This is a genomic window from Curtobacterium sp. ISL-83 (assembly GCF_018613895.1).
Taxonomy (GTDB): domain Bacteria; phylum Actinomycetota; class Actinomycetes; order Actinomycetales; family Microbacteriaceae; genus Curtobacterium.
In genome coordinates this window covers 493,920-513,646 of sequence record NZ_JAGGPH010000007.1, presented here as the reverse complement: position 1 = coordinate 513,646, position 19,727 = coordinate 493,920, and the positions used below count along the sequence as shown (strand labels likewise).

The 19,727-nt window shown below is 69.0% G+C and carries 17 protein-coding genes; 8 read left to right on the top strand and 9 right to left on the bottom strand.

What is annotated here, in order from left to right:
* Nucleotides 1-41: 41 nt before the first annotated feature.
* Nucleotides 42-227: a hypothetical protein gene (locus J7E22_RS06935; RefSeq protein ID WP_214980160.1), complete on the bottom strand. Its 186-nt coding sequence runs from the start codon at nt 225-227 to the stop codon at nt 42-44.
* Nucleotides 228-413: 186 nt separating this feature from the next.
* On the opposite strand from J7E22_RS06935, the gene mgrA reads away from it, so the two are divergent.
* Nucleotides 414-1,457: an L-glyceraldehyde 3-phosphate reductase gene (gene mgrA, locus J7E22_RS06930; RefSeq protein WP_214980158.1), complete on the top strand. Its 1,044-nt coding sequence runs from the start codon at nt 414-416 to the stop codon at nt 1,455-1,457.
* A 425-nt stretch (nt 1,458-1,882) separates the two neighbouring features.
* On the opposite strand, the gene J7E22_RS06925 is transcribed toward mgrA, so the two are convergent.
* The 6 genes from J7E22_RS06925 to J7E22_RS06900 all read right to left on the bottom strand — a co-directional run bounded on the left by J7E22_RS06925 (nt 1,883) and on the right by J7E22_RS06900 (nt 8,585).
* Complete coding sequence (locus J7E22_RS06925; RefSeq protein WP_214980155.1) at nt 1,883-2,893, bottom strand: Gfo/Idh/MocA family protein; 1,011 nt, start codon at nt 2,891-2,893, stop codon at nt 1,883-1,885.
* Complete coding sequence (locus J7E22_RS06920; protein WP_214980153.1) at nt 2,890-3,897, bottom strand: Gfo/Idh/MocA family protein; 1,008 nt, start codon at nt 3,895-3,897, stop codon at nt 2,890-2,892. Before J7E22_RS06920 ends, J7E22_RS06925 begins: the two co-directional genes overlap by 4 nt.
* Nucleotides 3,894-4,925, bottom strand: coding sequence for an ROK family protein (locus J7E22_RS06915; protein WP_214980151.1), 1,032 nt, complete (start codon nt 4,923-4,925; stop codon nt 3,894-3,896). The genes J7E22_RS06920 and J7E22_RS06915 overlap by 4 nt, the downstream gene beginning before the upstream one ends.
* Entirely contained in the window at nt 4,926-6,458 is a 1,533-nt protein-coding gene (locus J7E22_RS06910) for a sugar ABC transporter ATP-binding protein (protein ID WP_214980149.1), read from the bottom strand.
* 101 nt (nt 6,459-6,559) lie between these two features.
* Nucleotides 6,560-7,552 (bottom strand): sugar ABC transporter substrate-binding protein, encoded by a 993-nt coding sequence (locus tag J7E22_RS06905; protein WP_214980147.1) that lies wholly within the window; start codon nt 7,550-7,552, stop codon nt 6,560-6,562.
* A 49-nt stretch (nt 7,553-7,601) separates the two neighbouring features.
* Nucleotides 7,602-8,585, bottom strand: a complete 984-nt coding sequence (locus J7E22_RS06900) for an ABC transporter permease (protein WP_214980145.1) — start codon at nt 8,583-8,585, stop codon at nt 7,602-7,604.
* A 185-nt stretch (nt 8,586-8,770) separates the two neighbouring features.
* Here J7E22_RS06900 and J7E22_RS06895 point away from each other — a divergent pair, with 185 nt between their 5' ends.
* Entirely contained in the window at nt 8,771-9,982 is a 1,212-nt protein-coding gene (locus tag J7E22_RS06895) for an ROK family transcriptional regulator (protein ID WP_214980143.1), read from the top strand.
* Nucleotides 9,983-10,109: 127 nt separating this feature from the next.
* On the opposite strand, the gene J7E22_RS06890 is transcribed toward J7E22_RS06895, so the two are convergent.
* Both J7E22_RS06890 and J7E22_RS06885 read right to left on the bottom strand, forming a co-directional pair.
* A complete protein-coding gene (locus J7E22_RS06890) occupies nt 10,110-10,991 on the bottom strand; it encodes a manganese catalase family protein (protein WP_214980140.1) in 882 nt (293 codons plus the stop codon).
* A 68-nt stretch (nt 10,992-11,059) separates the two neighbouring features.
* Nucleotides 11,060-11,896 (bottom strand): SDR family oxidoreductase, encoded by an 837-nt coding sequence (locus J7E22_RS06885; protein WP_214980139.1) that lies wholly within the window; start codon nt 11,894-11,896, stop codon nt 11,060-11,062.
* Between the two features lie 263 nt (nt 11,897-12,159).
* On the opposite strand from J7E22_RS06885, the gene J7E22_RS06880 reads away from it, so the two are divergent.
* The 6 genes from J7E22_RS06880 to J7E22_RS06855 all read left to right on the top strand — a co-directional run bounded on the left by J7E22_RS06880 (nt 12,160) and on the right by J7E22_RS06855 (nt 19,713).
* Complete coding sequence (locus J7E22_RS06880) at nt 12,160-14,034, top strand: arabinofuranosidase catalytic domain-containing protein (RefSeq protein ID WP_214980137.1); 1,875 nt, start codon at nt 12,160-12,162, stop codon at nt 14,032-14,034.
* A 128-nt stretch (nt 14,035-14,162) separates the two neighbouring features.
* Nucleotides 14,163-15,203: a LacI family DNA-binding transcriptional regulator gene (locus J7E22_RS06875; RefSeq protein WP_214980135.1), complete on the top strand. Its 1,041-nt coding sequence runs from the start codon at nt 14,163-14,165 to the stop codon at nt 15,201-15,203.
* A gap of 102 nt (nt 15,204-15,305) precedes the next feature.
* On the top strand, nt 15,306-16,565 hold the full coding sequence (locus J7E22_RS06870; protein ID WP_214980133.1) for an ABC transporter substrate-binding protein: 1,260 nt from the start codon (nt 15,306-15,308) through the stop codon (nt 16,563-16,565).
* Nucleotides 16,566-16,578: 13 nt separating this feature from the next.
* A complete protein-coding gene (locus J7E22_RS06865) occupies nt 16,579-17,490 on the top strand; it encodes a carbohydrate ABC transporter permease (RefSeq protein ID WP_214980131.1) in 912 nt (303 codons plus the stop codon).
* The gene (locus J7E22_RS06860; RefSeq protein WP_214980129.1) at nt 17,480-18,400 is read left to right on the top strand and encodes a carbohydrate ABC transporter permease; all 921 of its coding nucleotides are present in this window, start codon (nt 17,480-17,482) and stop codon (nt 18,398-18,400) included. Before J7E22_RS06865 ends, J7E22_RS06860 begins: the two co-directional genes overlap by 11 nt.
* Nucleotides 18,397-19,713 (top strand): family 1 glycosylhydrolase, encoded by a 1,317-nt coding sequence (locus J7E22_RS06855; protein WP_214980127.1) that lies wholly within the window; start codon nt 18,397-18,399, stop codon nt 19,711-19,713. The genes J7E22_RS06860 and J7E22_RS06855 overlap by 4 nt, the downstream gene beginning before the upstream one ends.
* Nucleotides 19,714-19,727: the final 14 nt, after the last annotated feature.

Genomic DNA, 19,727 nt, shown 5'->3' with positions numbered 1-19,727 from the left:
AGCGGTTCTCTCTGCGTGGTGCGGGTCTGACGAGCCCGATCCTACGACGCGATGGAGGCGAAGAAGTCGGCGTAGGACGGCTCCGAGCGGCTGGACAGCAGCGAGGGATCCGCGATGCGTCGTTCGACGTACGCATCGATGACGGCGGGATCGGTGAGGCCCACGCGCGGGTGGCTCCCGGCGAGCCTCGCGTGCCGGGGCATTCCGGTGTACGTGCTGCTGTGCATGATCGCTCCCGCCTTGTGTACCCTGTCGTCCTCCGTGGACCCTCGAACTGTTTCACGAAGTTAATCGTCAGCGCAACGAACCTTTTCCGTTCTGTACAGTTCGCGCACCGAACAGTTCATGCGTGTGCACCGACCCGCCGGACGGCAGGATTGGGGGACCAGCCGCAACGACGAGGAGCTCCCCCGATGGCGTACACCGCCGACCAGCACCGCTACGACTCCATGCCCTACCGCCGCACCGGTCGGTCCGGCCTCGACCTGCCCCTGCTCTCGCTGGGCTACTGGCACAACTTCGGGGACGACAAGGCGTTCGAGACCCAGCGGGCCATCAGCCGACGGGCGTTCGACCTCGGCATCACGCACCACGACCTTGCCAACAACTACGGCCCGCCGTACGGAGCGGCCGAACTGAACTTCGGACGCCTCATGCGCGAGGACTTCCGCCCGTACCGGGACGAGATGGTGATCTCGACGAAGGCGGGTTGGGACATGTGGCCGGGCCCGTACGGGCAGGGTGGCGGCTCCCGGAAGTACGTCCTCGCGTCCCTCGACCAGTCGCTCCAGCGGATGGGCCTGGACTACGTCGACGTCTTCTACTCGCACCGCCTCGATGCCTCGACGCCCCTCGAGGAGACGATGGGTGCGCTGCACACCGCGGTCCAGCAGGGCAAGGCGCTGTACGTCGGCATCTCGTCCTACGACACCGAGCGATCCCGCCGGGCCGCAGCCATCCTGCGGGACCTCGGCACCCCGCTCCTGATCCACCAGCCCTCGTACTCGATGCTCAACCGCTGGGTCGAGACCGAAGGGCTGCTCGACGCCGCCGCCGACGAGGGCTTCGGCGTGATCGGCTTCACCGCACTCGCGCAGGGCCTCCTCGCCGGGAGGTACCTCGATGGGGTGCCCGAGGACTCCCGGGCAGCAGCGGGCAAGTCGCTCGACGCCGACTGGATCACGCCAGAGGTCGTCGAGCACCTCCGCGCCCTGAACGGCATCGCGGAGGAGCGCGGGCAGACCCTCGCGCAGCTGGCGCTCTCGTGGGCCCTCCGCGACGAGCGCGTGACCTCGCTCGTGATCGGCGCGTCCCGGGTCGAACAACTCGAGCAGAACGTCGCCGCGCTCGGCAACCTGTCCTTCACCGACGACGAACTGGCGCGCATCGACGAGCACACCGTCGGCGTCCTCGACGTGGACCTGTGGTCCGGGGCCCGGAGCGGCCAGGTCAGCTGAGCAGACACGTGCGAGCGCAGACCAGCGCGAACGACCGGATACGATACATATCAGGGTGACGAGACGCCGGATCGCTGCCCTGGCAAGGTTGAAGCCCACCACCGCGCCAACGGTGGTGGGCTTCGAATTGCCCTCCGAGTGGAAGGCCGAGGGCGAACACTGCGCCCCTGAGTTTCTCGCTCGGGACCAGTGTACGTGAGATATCTCACGGACACAGCCCCCGGCTCCTCCGCTCCTCGTGTCCGCCGGCGCTGACACGGAAGGTGGCCTCGATGTCCAAGGACGACGAGTCCGACCGCAGACGTCAGGTGCCGTGGCTGGGGATCGCGAGCTTGCTCGTGGCCCTGGCGCGGTTCCTGCACGATCTGTGGCGGAAGGGCTAGGTCGGGCGGCCCGCACCGTTCGCGGTGCGGGCCGTTCCCGACTCAGCCCCGCTGCACGCCCACCGTGGTTTCCCGGATCCCGGCGTCGCGAGCCGCGAGGACTGTGCGGTTGAGACGACGTGCCTCGACCATCCCCGGCACCGGAACGGTTCCGGCTCGCACGTGCTCGATGAACGTGCGCAGGAGGACGTCGTCGGCATCCGCGCCGTAGGGCAACTCGATCGGCACACCGCTCCTCGCGTCGAGGCCGCGGAGCCGGGGCCGGAAGACATCGAGGTCGACGCTGCCCCTGGTGCCGAGGACGGAGAGCTGGAGCCCGCCCCAGGTCGGAGCGCTTTCCGGCTGGCTGAACGAGCAGTCGATCACGCCGATCGTGCCGTCGCTGTGCTGCAGACTCACCACTGCGCCCGTCTCGGCGTGAGCGACATCCCGGTGCAGCACCCGGTTCGTCGCGGCGGCGGCGCTCACGACTCCGGAGGGGACGAGCAGGCTGATCAGGTCCACGACGTGGATGACGTGGTCCATGATCGCGCCGCCCCCGGACCGATCCGGATCGACGAACCAGTCGGCCTCGAGCTTGCCGTTGTTGGCCGCGCGGTACGCGACGACGCGGCCGAGATCCCCCCGGTCCACCATGCTCCGGAGCGACGTGAACGCGCTGGTGAACCGGACCGGCAGGGCGAGCATGAACGGGACACCGTGGGTCGTGACGGCGTTGTCGATGGCTTCGGCGTCCTCCTCCGTCGTCGCGAGCGGCTTTTCGCAGAGGATCGCGCACCCCGCGGTGGCCGCGAGTTCGACGAGGGCTCGGTGCTCGTTGTTCTCACCCGTGATCACCACCGCATCCACCCGAGCGACCAGCTCCTCGTAGCTGTCGACGTACGTGACGCCCATGGCCGAGGCGAGGCGCTCTCCTCGCGACGGGTCGTCGGCTGGCCCGTCCGGATCCGATGAGAGGACCTCGACGCCGGGGGTGTCGAGGAGTACCTGCAGGTAGCTCCGCGCGTGGATATGGGCGAAGGACATCACCCCGATGGCGATGGCGGCGCTCATGCTGTGACTCCCGTTGTCGTGTCGACGAGGTCGACCGGGACGCCCAGGTCGACGGATTCGATGGCGGCGTTGCCGATGCGGACGGCTTCCACTCCGTCCCACGGACCGACCCGGGGGGTCGAGCCGGTCCGGATGGCATCAGCGAGCTCCTGGAGCTGGAGGAAGTACGGATCGTTGTCCGGGTCGGTCTCCGGGACGAATCCACCACTGCCAGCGGCCGGGGGAAGGTCCGCGCACACGGGCCGCTCGCGCGCCGAGCTGTGCTCGAGTCGGCCCCCGGTCCCGGTCACGGAGAACTCGGTCGTGAAACGCAGGTGCGGTGGCCCCCAGACTCCGGCGATCTCCGAGATCGCGCCGTCTCGGTGCGTGAGCAGCACGTGCGCGGCCTCGACACGCCCGTCTCGGTCGGTCACCGCTGACGACCGCGCCGAGACCCGCGTCACCGGTCCGGCGATCCACCGGGCGATGTCGATGTCGTGCAGCATCTGGTCGAGGATGATCCCGCCGGACAGCGCACGATCCGCGAACCAGGGCACGGACGTGGGTGCGGCACCGGACCGCGCGAACCGCAGGACGGCGAGGTCGCCGAGGGTCCCGGCGACGACGGCTTGCTGGAGTCGCCGGTACTCGGGGAAGTACCGGACGACGTGCGCCGGGTACAGGCGGCGGCCGAGCGCGGCGGCGAGTTCCGTCATCGCGCGGGCGTCATCGACACTCCGCGCGAGCGGCTTCTCCGAGATGACGTCCTTGCCGGCGTGCAGGGCGGCTTCGACGATCGGGCGATGGGTGTGGGTCGGGGTGACCACGTCCACGACGTCGACCGCATCGAACAGCTCGATCAGCGAGCTGGCGACGGTGCCGCCGTACCGGTCGGTCAGGTCCTCGGCACCCCGGTCGGAATAGACGTGGACGTCGGCGCCGAGGCGGAGCCAGTGCGGCAAGTGGAAGCCGCTGATCCCGCCCGCTCCGACCAGGCCGACTCGGAGTGCGGATGTCGTCGTCATGATGCTCCAGATCTGGTGGCAGTGGTGGTGGCGGTCGCGGTCGCGATGCCGGCATCGGCGTCGAGCTGTGGTGCGCCTGACAGCGTTTCGAGCATCCTCCCGCTGAACGCGGCGTGATCCGCGTCTGCGCCGAGGGCGAGCAAGGCCGCACCGATCAATGCGGCATGGGGCCCGGAGGCCGACCCGCGGATGTCAGGGACCGGTCGCCAGGTGAGGAGCTCCCCCACGCGGTGGCGGAGCGGACGGAGCAGCAGTTCGCCGGCCTCCCCCAGCCCGCCGCCGATCACGACGCAACCGTCCGTGATCGCTGTCAGGTTGACGATCGCCAAGGCGAGTGCGTCCACACCCTCGTGCCATGCCTGACCGGCTGCCGGGTCTACCTGGAGCAGCGACACGAGGTGCTCGGTCGTGCGTGGTGGTCCCTCCGGGGAGAGGAAGTGGTAGCGCGCGGCGATGCTGCGCGCCGAGGAGTAGGCCTCGAGGCAGCCTCGTTGCCCGCAGGGACAGAGACGCCCGCCCGGGTGCACGATCGTGTGCCCGAGCTCCCCCGCAGCGTTGGTCTGACCGACGAGCGGTGTGCCGTCGATGACCAGTGTCCCCGCGATGCCCGTGCCGATCGGGATGAAGACCAGCGCGCGCGGGTGCGGGACCGGGAGGCCCGCCAGTTCGGCTCGGGCCCCGGCGCGCGCGTCGTGGTCGAGGACGACGGGGACCCCGGTGGCGGCATCAAGGAGCTCGCCGAGGGGCAGGTCGCGCCACCCGAGGTTCGCCGCACGGGTCACCGTCCGCGCGACCGGGTCGACGGTGCCGGGCGCGGCCACCCCGATCCGCCGGACGTATACGTCTGCGGACGCCTCGAGGAGGGACGCGACGAGGAGCCGGGTCGACGCGAGCGCGTCCCGGTGCGTGCCGAACGTGCTGAGCGTCCGGCGGCAGCGGACAGACCCGTCCTCGAGGACAACGGCGCCACGGACGCTGGTCCCACCGATGTCGACGGCGAGGACGGCCGAAGGGGAAGACCGCGACACCTAACCCACCTCGGCCGGTGTGAACGTCCCCGTGGCGGTCAGCTCGACGAGCTGCTCGGAGGTGATCTCCGCGGCCGTACCGGTCCAGACGGTCCGTCCCGACCGGAGCGCCTGGAAGCGGTCCCCGAGTGCGTACAGCTCGTCGAGGTCGTCCGAGATGACCAACACCGCGGCCCCGGCACGCGCGCGGGCTCGGAGGAGGTCGTGGATCTGCGCCTTCGTCCCGATGTCGACACCGGCAGTGGGCTGGTCGACGATCAGTACCTCAGGCTCCGCCGCAAGGGCCTTGCCGAGCACGATCTTCTGCTGGTTGCCGCCGGAGAGCGTCGCCGCGATGGCGTCCGGTGCGGCGGGCGAGACCTGGAGGTCGTGGATCAGTCGGTCGGACAGCGTCCGGACGGCCTTCCGGCTGATGAAGCCCGCGCGACCGATACGGGACTGAACCGCCATGATCGCGAGGTTCTCCGTGAGCGGCGATTCCATGCTCAGAGCCTGGTGCTTTCGGTCCTCCGGGATGAGCACGATCCCGTTGCGGATGGCGTCGCGCGGGCCACGGAACCGCACTTGCTCACCGCGGAGCACGAGTGCCCCGGAACTCGGGAGATCCGCCCCCGCGAGCACCCGAGCCAACCGGGTGCGCCCTGAGCCGACGAGCCCAGCCAGTCCGAGGATCTCACCAGCGCGGAGTAGGACGTCGACGTCCCGGAGCCGGTCGAGGTCGCTGAGGCCCCGGGCCTCGAGGACGACCTCGTTCCCGTCGTGTGCGGCGCTCTCGCCACGTTCACGATGCAGGTCGTCGGCGAACGCGTCGCCGAGCATCAGCGACGCCATCCGGTTCACGGGCAGATCCCCACTGGAGGCCGTGGTGACGACGGCGCCGTTCCGGAGGACCGTGATGTCGTCGGCGATGTCCCGGACCTCGTCGAGGTAGTGGGAGATGAAGACGATGCCGACGCCGCTCGCTGCCAGCCGTCGCATCAGGGCGAAGAGTGCCACGCGCTCGGCCTCGGACAGGCGGGCAGTCGGCTCGTCCATGACGAGCACGCGCGCGTCGTCGGCGAGGGCCTTGACGATCTCGATGCGCTGGTGGACGGCGGGGCTGAGACCCTCGACGGTGGTGCCGACCGGAGCGCCCAAGTCGATGCCGATACGTGCGACCAGTTCTTCGGCGCGTCGACGAATGCCCGCGCGGCTGTACCCGAACCGTCCGGGTTCGCGACCCAGCAGCAGGTTCTCCGCGACGGTCATCTCGGAGACCAGGCTGAACTCTTGGTAGATGACCGCGATGCCCTCGTCGCGCGACTCTTTCGGGCTCCGCAGCTGGACCGACTCTCCCGCCACCGCGACGTCGCCCTGATGGTCCGGGTAGAGACCCGCCAGGGTCTTGACGATGGTGGATTTGCCGGCGCCGTTCTGTCCGATGAGGCCGAGTATCCGGCCGTGTTCGACAGTGAACGAGACGTCGTGGAGGACGGTGGTCGGCCCGAACCGCTTGGTCAGGCCGCGGATCTGGAGACTGGGTGCCGGGGTCATGCGTGAGTGTCCTCGCGGTTCGTGGTGTGCCAAGGGGGGTGCGGTGACCGCAGGTCGCACGACCGGCCGGTCTGCGGTCACCGCGTTCGGACGACGGTGCGTCAGCTGCTCCAGGTGGAGTGGTGCTGGTCGACGTTGTCCTTCGTGACGGGTGGCAGGTCGATGAGGTGCTCCGGCCGCGGCACGTCGTTCTTCCCGCCGGTGAGCCAGGAGTGGGCGTACTGAGCTGCGAGCTGGCCCTCGAGGTCAGGGCTCTGGTTGACAGTGCCGTACAGCGCGCCGGACCGGATGGACGCTTCGACCTGCTTCGAGTAGTCGCCGGCGATGAACTTGATCTCTCCGCGGCCGTGCGCGTGGGCGTAGTCCGCGCCGACGTACATCTGCGGCCCCTCGGCGACGATGGCGTCCAGGGACCCCGTTCGGTACTTCGACAGGAGGTCCTGTGTCGCGGCGAGGTTCTTGCTGTTGTCGAAGCCGTCCGTCGGCGTCGCCACGATCTCGATGGCCGGGTGCTTCCGGAGCACGCTCTTGATTCCTTCGAGGCGCTTGACCTCCGGGGTGTCGCCGAGCGGTCCGAGGATGATCGCGGTCTTTCCGCCGTGCGGGAGGGCCTTGACGAGGAGATCACCCTCGGCGACGCCGTAGTCGAAGTCCGACGCGCCGACGTAGGTGATGACCTTCGCCGCCTTGTCGAGCGCGGCGTTCACCGCGAACACGGGGATGCCCTGGGCGGTCGCACGGTTGATCGCCGGCACCACGGCCGTCGGGCTGGACGAGATCACGAGGATCGCGTCCACGTGGCGAGCTGCCAACGTCGTGATGTTGTTCGCCTCGGTCGCGTTGTCGAGGTTTGCGTTCAGGATGATCGTCTTCATCCCGAGCCGAGCGGCCTCCTTTTCGATCGCGTTGTCGAGGGTGGCGAGGAACGAGATGCTCGTGCTGGTCTCTGCGACCCCGATCGTGAGCGTCTTCTTCGACGAGCCGGTGCTCGCGGCGCCCGGGGTCGAGCATCCGGCGACGGCGGCGACGAGCGCGCTGGCAGCAAGTACGGCGGCAGTTCGGGTCATCGCCCGGCGGGTGGTTGAGAACGTCATCGGTCTGTCCTGTTCGGTTGGGTGGGTGGGTACGAAAGGGATGGAGGGATCAGGATGCGGAAACGGTGGCGGTCGCGCCGCTCCGGGCGGCAGGAACGAGGCGAGCGGTCACACGGCGCCGTCGCCGGTTGACCTGGTCGAGGGTCACCGCAGCGAGGATCACGACACCGGTCACCGCGGGCTGCCAGTACGGAGAGACGCTGAGCTGGTTCAGCCCGTTCGCGATGACCCCGAGGATGAGGGTGGCCGCCAGGACGTCCTCGATCCGACCGATGCCACCCGTCAGCGCGACGCCTCCCACCACGCAGATCGCGATCGCTTGCAGCGGCCAGTCACCGGCGGCGGAGGGTTGGCCCACGTTCGTCTGACCGAGGAGCAGCACCCCCGCACCCGCAGCGAAGAACCCACCGAGTGCGAAGGAGAGCATCTGCACCCGCTGAACGGGGACGCCGGACAGGTGGCTCGCCTCTGCGTTGCCGCCGACGCTGTAGACGTAGTGTCCGAACTTCGTCCTGGTGAGGAGCACCCAGACGGCCACGAGGCAGATCGCGAAGACGACGAACACCACCGGGAGCGGCCCGAGTGTTCCCGTCGCCGCCCACTGCAGGGCACCGGTCCCGCCCGTGATGGACTGCGACTCCGTGACGACGAGCAGGAGGCCCGACACCACGCTCGACATCGCGAAGGTCGTGACGAACGCGTTGATCCGGACCCTCGCGATGAGGTACCCGTTGACCAGGCCGATGATCACGCCGACTGCGAGAGCGATGAGCACGGTCAGGGTCGTCCCGAGGTGCAGCGTGGAGACGCTCGCACCGACCACGGCCGCCGTTGCACCGGTCGCGCCGACGGACAGGTCGAACCCGCCCGAGATCATCATGATCGTCATCCCGCACGCGACGATCCCGAGGAGCGAGTTCTGCTCGAGGATGTTCTGCAGGTTGAACGGGTCCCGGAAGGACGGGGACGCGATCGACAGGGCGACGACGAGCACTGCGAGCACGATCCAGAGGCCGAATCGCCGGACGAGCACCGCTCGCAGCGAGCTCGACTCGAGACGTGCTCGCTGCGGAACCGAAGCAGTTACGGTGCTAGGTGGCCGAGGTGTACTGGTGCTCATTCTTGCTCCTGTGCTCGTGTCCGGTGCGATGGGATGTGGGAGAGACGACTTATGAAACGCAATTGCGTTACGTAATGGAGGCACTCTAAGCTGGCTTCGTGGAGTTGTCAACGGAGGCAGTGGCGCCTGGCGTCCTGCTGCGTCAGCGCAACTCGCGCCTCGTGCTCGAGACCCTCGCCGGCTCGCCTCGGCCGCTGCGGGTGACGGAGATCGTGTCGGCGACGGGTCTGTCCCGACCGACCGTCGAGGCGGTCGCCGAGGGGTTGGTCGACCAACGCTGGCTGCATGCCGCTGACCTGGGACGACCCGCGACTGGTCGGCCGGCCAAGCGGTACGAGTTCAACGCCACTGCCGGGTACATCGCCGGCATCGACGTCGGCGCGCACTCCGTCACCGTCGTGCTCGCCGACCTCCGGGGCGCCACGGTCGAGACGATCCGCACCCCGGTCGACCCTGAGGCCGTCGCGCACGAGCGCTTCACGGTCATCGAGCAGACCATCCGCAACGCCACGTCACGCGTCGGGCTGCGCGTCGAGGACCCGCTGGCCTGGACGGTCGGGACGCCCGGTGCCGTGTCGCCGGGCGAACACCGCGTCGTGAAGTCCCCTGGCGTCCCTGGTTGGACCGAGTTCGACGTAGCAGCCGCGCTCGCTACCCTGGTGCGCCGCCCGGTCGCGCTCGAGAACGATGCGAACCTGGCGGCGGTGGGCGAGCAAGCGAGCGGCGTTGCCCGAGGTCGAGCTGACGTCCTGTTCCTGCTGCTCGGACAGCGCTACGGCGCAGGGGTCATCGCGAACGGCAGTCTGGTGCGCGGGCGGCACGGCGCGGCGGGCGAGGTCGGGTACGTCAACACGGCAGGCACGCGTGACCGGAGCCCTGCCTACGGGCCGCTGGAGTCGCGGGTCAATGCCTCGGGACTGGTCGCCGATTACCTGCGGGAGACCGGAGCGGGGCGGGTGGCGCCTTCCGACGAGGAAGCGTCGAGGCCGCCCTCGTCCTCGGAGATCCTGCAAGCAGCCGAGCTCGGGAAGCCGGCGGCTGTCCGGGTGGTGCGTCGGACCGGGCGGCTGCTCGCGGACGGCACGGCGCCGTCGGTTTTGACGCTCGACACCGACATGGTCGTCATCGGCGGTGGCATGTCGCAGAGCTCGGTGCTGAAGGACGCGTTCGAGCATCGCCTCAGCCAGCTCGTGCTCTACCCTCCCGAGGTGCGGGTCTCCACGCTCGGCAACGGCGCGGTCCTGGCCGGAGCACTGCAGTTGTCGCGGATGGCGGTCGAGACGGAGGTCCTCGCTCGCGTGACGGCCTGAGGGCAACGACGACCGCCGAGCCGCCTGCCCACCTGCCACGGACTGAGAACGGCCCGGCCGACGCGGATGCACCGCGCGGCCGAGCCGGACGTCGACGGCGACCGAGATCCGGCCGCTCACCGCATGGCTACTCCTTGTTGAGCTTGTCCTGCACCGTGCCCGCGATCTTCTCGACGCGGTTCGGGATGTCCGTCGTGCCGTAGTACCGAGCGTCTGGACGGGTGGGCGGCGGCATCGGCGACGTCGTGGTGGGGCCGTCGTGGTACGTGTACTCCCCCTTGCCGTCGAACGAGGGGCCGCTCGCCCACGGACCGTTCTTCGCCTCCGCGCCGTCGGAGAAGTTGAGGTACTGGTAGTGGACCTCCTGGTTCTCTTTCTTCTGCGGGAAGTTGCTCGGCACGGGCAGCGCCTCGAGCCCGGACTCGCGCAGCTCAGCGGCAGCAGTCGCCCACATGTTCTGGTGCATGGTGTCCCGAGCGATCAGGAACGAGAGCAGGTCGCGCACGCCGTGGTCGTCCGTCATGTGGAAGAGACGGGCTGCCTGGACACGGCCCTGCATCTCGGCGTTCTCGTTCGCCGTGAAGTCGGCGAGCAGGTTGCCGCTGGCCGTGATGTAGGAGCCCTGCCACGGGTTGCCCATGCTGTCGACCGGGCGCGCACCGGCACCGGCGACGATGGCGTGCTGGATGTCCGTGCCGCCGATCACCGCGGCGACGGTCGGGTCGTCCTGCAGCGCGTCCCCGGTGACACCGAGGGGGGCCTTCTCGAGCAGCTGGGCGATCATCGTCGCGAGCATCTCGACGTGACCCATCTCCTCGGCACCGATGCCGAAGACCATGTCCCGGTACTTGCCCGGGATGTGCATGTTCCAGGCCTGGAACTGGTACTGCATCGCGACCGAGATCTCGCCGTACTGGCCGCCGAGCACCTCCTGCAGCTTGCGGGCGTAGACGGCGTCGGGCTTGTCCGGCGTCGACTTGAACTGGAGTTCCTGCTTGTGGAAGAACAAATCGTGCTCCTTCGTTCAGTCGTGCAGATCACGGCACCGCTGAGCGGGCCGCGTCGAGGTCGTGCTGATCAGAGGATCGGCGTCCCGCCGGTCACGGCGATGCGGGCTCCGGAGACGTAGCTGCCGTCGTCGCTCGCGAGCAGGACGTACACGGGGGCGAGCTCCGCGGGCTGTCCGGCGCGGCCGAGCGGCGTCTGCTTGCCGAACGACTCGACCTGCTCGGGCGGCATCGTCGACGGGATGAGCGGCGTCCAGATCGGGCCGGGCGCGACACTGTTGACGCGGATGCCACGGGACCCGACGAGCCCGGCGAGCGCGGCGGAGAAGTTCGCGATGCCCGCCTTCGTCACGTCGTAGGGCAGGAGCGTCGGGACGGGGTTGTCCGAGTTCACCGAGCTGGAGCCGATGATCGAGGCACCCGCCTGCATGTGCGGCAGGGCGGCCTTGACCAGGTGGAAGTACGCGCTGAGATTCGTCGCGAGGGTGTGGTCCCACTCCTCGTCGCTGATCTCCTCGAGCGTCTCGTGCGTCATCTGGTACGCGGCGTTGTTCACGAGGACGTCGACGCCCCCGAGCTCGTCCACCGCGGTCGCGATGACGCTCCGGCAGTAGGCGGGATCGCTGACGTCACTGGGGAGCAACACGGCCTTCCGACCGGCGTCCTCGATCCAGTGCTTCGTGTCCTGGGCGTCGTCCTCCTCTTCGGGGAGGTAGCTGATCAGGACGTCGGCACCTTCGCGGGCGAAGGCGATCGCGACGGCCTTGCCGATGCCGCTGTCGCCGCCGGTGATGACGGCGCGCTTGCCACTGAGCTTGCCGGAGCCGCGGTAGGACTCCTCGCCGTGGTCCGCCTTCGGCTGCAGTTCCTGCTCGCTGCCGGGGGGTTGCTGTTGCTGGTCGCTCATGTCACTCCCTGTGATCGAGTTGTGTTCTCGTTCAGGTGCGATGGTCGGCGGCTCGCCCTGGGTGGCTGTCCGGGGTGGACAGATCGCGCGGGCGGCATGGCCGGATGACGAAGACCGGAGCAGGTCCGACAGGAGCGGGCTCTGGTGGCGAGGACTGCTGACGGCTAGACTTGATGTGGTTAATCGATTAAACAGCGGCAACCCGTGTTGCTCCCGGCGCTTCGATCGACCAACTCCAGCAATGACGCTCGAGAGGAACGACCATGCATCGACTCCACCCAACGGCCAGGCGGAGGAGCAAACTCCTCGCCACTGCAGGCGCGCTCGCGCTCGTGGCCGGCTCCCTGTTCGCCTCCACCATCGGGGCTTCCAGCGCCGACGCCGCGACCGCGTCGTCGTGCGACGTCTACGGCAGCACCAGCACGCCGTGCGTCGCCGCCTACAGCTCCACGCGTGCGCTCTTCTCGGCGTACAACGGCCCGCTGTACCAGGTGCAGCGCGCCTCGGACGGTGCGACCACGAACATCGGTCTGCTCGCTGCCGGTGGGTACGCGAACGCACCGGCCCAAGACGCCTTCTGTGCGGGCACCACCTGCACGATCCCGAAGATCTACGACCAGACGGCGAACCACAACGACCTCACCGTCGCTCCGGCGGGCGATGCCGGAGCGGCCAACCACGCGGCGAACGCAGCGGCGCTGCCGGTCACGGTCGGCGGCCACGAGGCGTACGGGATCTTCATGCCGCCCCAGGTGGCGTACCGGATCTCCAGCACGCTGGCCAAGGGGACGGCGCGCGGGGCCAACCCGGAGTCGATGTACGAGGTCGCGAGCGGGACGAACAGCAACAACGGGTGCTGCTCGGACTTCGGCAACGTCGAGACCCAGGAGAAGGACACCGGCCAGGGGCACATGGACGCGCTCAACCTGTCCACCCTCAACGCCCCCGGCAGTTCCGGGAAGGGACCATGGGTGCAGGCGGACCTGGAGAACGGCGTCTTCCAGGGCGGAACGGCCACGTACACGCCGAACACCGGCAACGGCAGCAAGTTCGTGACCGCCGAGCTCAAGAACAACGGCGTCAACCAGTTCGCGCTCAAGGGCGGGAACAGCCAGAGCGGTTCCCTGACCACGTGGTACCAGGGCGCCGAACCAGCGGGCAACTACTCGCCGATGCAGCTCGAGGGCTCCATCGTGCTGGGTGCCGGGGGTGACAACTCGAACCGGGGGACGCAGTCCTTCTTCGAGGGAGTCATGACGAGCGGCTACAGCACCGACGCGGCGGACAACGCCGTGCAGGCGAACGTCGTCGCGCAGAACTACCAGGGCGTGAGCACCGGCGGGGGACCGGGGTCGACGATCGTCGGCCCCGGCGGCAAGTGCGTCGACGTCGCGGGCGACGACACCGGGGGGAACACCGCGGTCGTCCAGCTCTGGGACTGCTCGGTCCTCGCCGCAGACCAGCACTGGTCAGGGACGGCCTACGGCACGGGCACCCTCGGCACGCTCGGTCGTTGCCTCGACGCAGACGGCAACGGCACTGCCAACGGCACCCACCTCGAGCTGTACGACTGCACGGGCGGCGGTGCGCAGCAGTGGATCCTGCAGGGCGACGGGTCGATCAAGAACCCCCAGTCCGGCCGGTGCCTCGACGACCCGTCCGGCAACACCGCGAACGGCACGGCCCTGCAGCTGTACGACTGCAACGGCGCGGCACCGCAGAAGTTCGCCGTGGCGGTCCCGATCATCGGCCCGGGCGGGAAGTGCGTCGACGTCGCCGGTGACGACCTGCAGCAGAACGGCCAGCAGGTGCAGCTCTACGACTGCCTGACGATCGAGACCGCGCAGCCTGCGGCGCTCGACCAGCAGTGGACGATCAACCCGTCGGACCACACCCTCCGGTCCCTCGGGCGGTGCCTCGACGCCGACGGCAACGCCACCGCCAACGGCACCCACGTCGAGCTGTACCAGTGCAACGGCGTTGGCGGCCAGCAGTGGATCCCGCAGGCCAACGGTTCGATCCTGAACCCGTCCTCCGGGCGGTGCCTCGACGACCCGTCGGGGAACACGGCCAACCAGACGGCGCTGCAGCTCTACGACTGCAACGGCAACCAGGCCCAGGTGTTCGCGGTGAACTGACCGCCTGGTCTCACCGCAGCAGGAGAACGGCGTGTCCTCGGAAACGGGGACACGCCGTTCTTGCTCAATCGATAAAACAGCACTATCGTGAGACCAGTTAATCGATAAAGCACGCAAAGGAGCGTCGGATGCGCAAGGTCGTCACCCTCAAGGACGTCGCGCAGCGCGTCGGTGTCACCGCCGCTGCCGCCTCCATGGCGTTGTCCGGCAACGAGCGCATCAGCGACTCCACGCGATCCGCGGTGCAGCGTGCGGCGGACGAACTCGGCTACGTGCCGAGCTCCGCCGGTCGGGCGCTCCGCAACCAGCGCGCAGGTGCCGTCGCACTCATCGTGCCGAACTCCTCCCAGCATGTGTTCGGGCACAACTACTTCATGCACGTCCTGACCGGCGTCTCCACCGCCGCGAACGCGCACGACGCCCAGGTCATCGTCTCGACGAACGCCGACCAGGAGAACGGCGTCGCCGCCTACGAGCGGGTGATGCGCTCGCGCAGCGCCGACGGCGCCATCGTCACGAGCGCCGCCATCGAAGACCGCAACGTCGAGCGCCTGGTCGAGTCGGGCCTCCCGGTCGTCCTGATCGGCAACTTCCCCTACCTGGCCGACGCCGTCAGCGTCGGCGTCGACGACGTCGGAGCGACCGCGACCGCCACGGACCACCTCCTCCAGGTGCACGGGCGGACCGCCCTCGTGCACGTGACGGGCACGCTCGACCACCAGACCGGCGTCGACCGGCGTGAGGGCTTCCTCCGCGCCGTCCGAGCTGCCGGCGTGGAGGAGCGGTCGATCATCGTCGAGGGAGACCTCGGCGAGGAATCGGGTGCCGCGGCGATGCGCCAGCTCCTCGCCGAGGGCGCGGACTTCGACGGCGTGGTGTTCGCGAACGACGACATGGCCCTCGGCGGGATGCGCGTCCTGGTCGACGCGGGTCGACGCGTTCCCGAGGACGTGTCCGTGATCGGGTTCGACGACTTCGGGATCGCCCGGGTGACCACGCCCGCGATCACGACGATGCGGGTCCCCGCGGAGGAGATGGCCCGCCTCGCGACCGAGCAGCTGTTCGACCGCATCGAGGACACCGACCGAGCACCCGCACGGCGGGAGCTCCCCGTCACGCTCGTCGTGCGCGAGTCCTGCGGCTGTCGGCCGGCCGCCGACGAGCGCTGACCCGCACCAGACCTCCCCTGACCACAACGACCACCACGACCCGCCCCACCCGACCCGACCCACAGCGCACCACCATCCCTCGTAACGCAAAGGAGCGTTCTCATGAAGAAGCGTCACGCGGCACTCGCCGTCGTCGCCGGAGCCGCCACGGTGGCTCTCGCCCTGTCCGGATGCTCGACGTCCTCGTCGGCGTCGTCCGGACCGGTCACCCTCAAGGTCTGGACCGGCTTCACCGGGGGCGATCGCCCCGGCTACGCCCAGATCGTCAAGGACTTCGAAGCGTCCCACCCGAACATCAAGGTCGACATGACCGTGCAGCCGTGGGACACGATCCAGCAGAAACTCCCCTCGGCCTGGCTGACCGGGCAGGGGCCGGACATCGCCGCGCCGAGCTCCGACCCGAACGCGATCGCGCAGTACGTCAAGACCAACTCGGTCATGGCCCTGACGAACACGGGGACGGGCAAGAACGACATCGACACGGCCGCGCTCGCCCCGGGCACCGTCAAGGAGTTCACGTACAACGGGAAGCTCTACGCGATCCCGGCCAACTTCGCCACGCTGAGCCTCTACTACAACAAGAAGCTCTTCCAGCAGGCCGGCATCGCGAACCCTCCGACGACCGTGGCCGAGATGGCAGCGGACGCGAAGAAGCTGACGTCTGGTGGCAGGTCCGGCCTCGTCCTGGCGGACAACCAGACGATCCAGATGTGGCCGATCCTGCAGTGGCTCGAGGGCGGCGACATCGTGACGAGCAAGGGGTGCAGCGCCCTGCAGACGGACGCATCGCAGCAGGGCCTGTCCACCTGGGCCGACCTGGTCGCGAAGGACAAGATCAGCCCGGTCGGCCTCACCGGCGCCGAGGCCGACTCGCTCTTCTCGGCGGGCAAGGCCGCCATGGAGATGAACGGACCGTGGGCCGCTCCCGGCTACAAGTCGGCCGGCATCGACCTCGGCATCGCGAAGATCCCGGTGGGCGTCGACGGCAAGTCGGTGACCCTCGGGTCCACCGCGCCGCTCGCGATCTCGGCCAAGACGAAGTACCCCGACCAGGCGAAGCAGTTCCTCGCGTACTGGACGAGCAAGTCGGTGCAGCAGAAGTTCTCGCTGACGACCGGCTTCCCGCCGCTCCGCACCGACCTGGCCAGCGACCCGAAGCTCGCCGCCGACCCGACGGTGTCCGTCTTCGCATCGCAGGTGCCGGATTCCCGGCTCTACCTGCCGCACCTGCAGAACGCGACCAAGGTCGACTCCGACGCCTACGTCCCGCTCATCGGCAAGATCACGCGTGGGACCTCGGTCGACTCGGCCACGAAGGACGCGGGCACGACGATCAACGGCCTCACCGGCTGCAGCCAGTGAGCCGGGGACGCGCATGACGCAGACGATCGCCGCCCGGGAGGCACGGCCTCCCGGGCGGCGCCGGCGCCGGTTCCAGCCGGCCTGGCTCTTCATGGCCCCGAGCTTCCTCATCCTCGGCGTGTTCGTGCTGTTCCCGATCCTCCGGTCGCTGTACTACAGCTTCTTCGACTGGACCGTCGGCGCGAGCTCCCAGACGTGGGTCGGCGTGGGGAACTACACCAAGCTGTTCGCCGACCCGCAGTTCCGGAACGCGCTCGGCATCACGCTCGAGTACACGGTCGTCTCCGTGGTGCTCCTGCTGGTCTTCGGCTTCCTGTCGGCGCTCGCGCTGCAGGGCGAGGGCTTGCCCACCCGGATCGTCCGATCGATCTTCTTCTTCCCGACGATCGTGTCGCTCGTGACCATCGGCCTGGTGTGGAAGTTCCTGCTCGACCCGGACATCGGGCTCGTCGGCGGCCTCACCCACGCGCTCGGGCTGCCCTCCGTCGCCTGGTTGCAGTCGACCTCGCTCGCGCTGCCGACCGTGATCTTCGTCTCGGTGTGGAAGAGCGTCGGGTTCGCGATGATCCTGTTCGTGGCCGGGCTCAAGGGAGTGCCACAGGAGCGCTACGAAGCCGCCGAGCTCGACGGTGCCGCACGCTTCAAGCTCGTCTGGTTCATCACGCTGCCGAGCATCCGGCCGACGCTCCTGTTCACGTCCCTCATCCTGACGATCCAGTCGTTCCAGGTGTTCGACCTCGTGTACGTGATGACGGGTGGTGGGCCGGTCTTCCACACGGACACCCTCGTGAACCTGCTCTACCGGGACGGCTTCGTGGACTACCAGACCGGGTACGCGTCGGCCATCTCGTGGGTGCTGTTCGCGATCATCATGCTCATCTCGCTCCTCCAACTCCGATTGTTCAGGTACAACGATGTCGACTGAGAGCCTCGTCCGGGCACCGCGGGCCGGCGACGACGCCCCTGCCGCGACCAGACCCCGACGCGTGCCCCGCCGCGCTCGGGGCGGTGACGCCCGCACGGTCGGTGTGGGTGCCGTCCTGAAGTGGGTGTACCTCGGGATCGGCGTCGTGTTCGCCCTCATCCCGTTCATCTGGATGGTGTCCGGATCGTTCCGGAGCGAGCAGGACCTGTTCGGGAACCCCGCGAGCCTCTTCCCGACGAGCATCACGCTCCACGGCTACACGGGCATCTGGCAGCAGCTGCCGTTCCTCCGCTTGGTGCTCAACACCTTCGTGTTCGCCGGGGTGACCACGGCCGCCACGCTGTTGTTCGACTCGATGTGCGCCTACGCACTCGCCAGGCTGCACTTCGTCGGGCGGAACGTCTGCTTCGTCATCGTGCTGGCCACGCTCATGGTCCCGTTCCAGGTGACGCTCATCCCGGTGTTCATCGAGCTGTTCCACCTCGGCTGGCTGAACACCTACCAGGGGCTCATCATCCCGCGGGCCACGAGCGCGTTCGGGATCTTCCTGTTCCGGCAGTTCTTCATCAGCATCCCGACCGAACTCGACGAGGCCGCGCGCATCGACGGAGCCAGCCACTGGCGCATCTACTGGCAGGTCATCCTGCCCCTGGCGAAGCCCGCGATCGCCACGGTCGCGGTCCTCAACTTCATGAACCTGTGGAACGACCTCCTCTGGCCGCTCGTCGTGTCGACGTCCAACGACATGCTGACGCTGCCCGCAGGGCTCACCCTGTTCGGCGGTGCGCACGTCACCGACCACGCCGTCCTGCTCGCGGGTGCCACCATCTCGTTGATCCCGATCGCCGCCGCGTTCTTCTTCGCGCAGAAGTACTTCGTCGCCGGTGTCGCGACGAGTGGGCTCAAGTGAGCGCGCCGACCGCCGACCGTCGACCCGAGGTGCCGCGTGCACCGTTCCTCTGGATCGCCGGCATCGAGGACACCTGCGTGTACCCGCCCGACCGCTTCGCGATGGCGCCGCTCGACGAGCACGACCTCACGGAGCACACCGAGCGCTGGCGCGACGACCTCGACGCCGTCCTGGACCTCGGCGTCACGGCGCTCCGGTACGGGGTCCGGTGGCCGCTCGTCCACCTCGCGCCCGGGGTGTTCGACTGGGCCGAGCTCGACGAGCGCCTCGCGTACGCGACCGGTCTCGGCCTCACGGTGATCGCCGACCTGGTGCACTACGGCACCCCGACCTGGCTGGACGGCTCGTTCGCGGACCCGCGGTACGTCGACGCGATCGCCGAGTTCTCCGCGGCCTTCGCGACCCGGTACGCGGGGATCGTCGACCACCTCACGCCGTTGAACGAACCCCTGACCACGGCGTCCTTCGCCGGGCTCCGTGGCGTGTGGCCGCCGGCGCTGACGGGCTGGGGAGGATGGACCACCGTCACGCTCGCGATCGCCGAGGGGATCACCGCGGCGACCGAGGCCATCCGTGCTGCCAACCCGGACGCCGTCATCGTCCACGTGGAGGCCGGCACGCTGGTCTCGACCCAGGACGCGGCACTCGACGACCACGCCCGGCTCCTGCGGGACCTCGGGTGGCTGCCGACGGACCTCATGCTCGGACGCGTCGGTGAGGACCATCCGATGTGGTCGTGGATGCGGGACCACGGCGCTCCGGAGGACCGGTTGCGTCGCCTGCACAACGAACCGGCCCGCATCGACGTGCTCGGGGTGAACTACTACCCCGACCTCACTCCGCGGACGCTGGTCCTCCGACAAGGCACCGTCGTGCAGGACGCACACGACCTCTGGACATCGGGCCTGCGCGCCGTGGTGGTGGGCTTCGCCGAGCGGTACGGCCTGCCGATCATCGTGACGGAGACGAGCATCGAGGGGACGGACGACGTCCGAGCCGACTGGGTGACGGACTCGGCCGAGGCACTCCGGGAGCTCGCCGACGAGGGCATCGACGTCCGGGGGTCGACCTGGTGGCCCGTGTTCGACTTCGTCGACTGGTCCTACGCATCCGGGGGGCGGAACGTCGAGGAGTTCGGTGTGCCGGACGACGTCGTCGCGGAACGCCGTGCTGCTGCGGCGAGCGGTGCGAAGACGCCCTACCTCCGACGCATGGGACTCATCCGGCTCGAGGAACAGTCCGACGGCAGCCTCGAACGCGTGGAGACCGCCGCTGCGACCCGGTTCCGGGCGATCACCGCGACGACGGTGTGACGCAGACGGGAGGC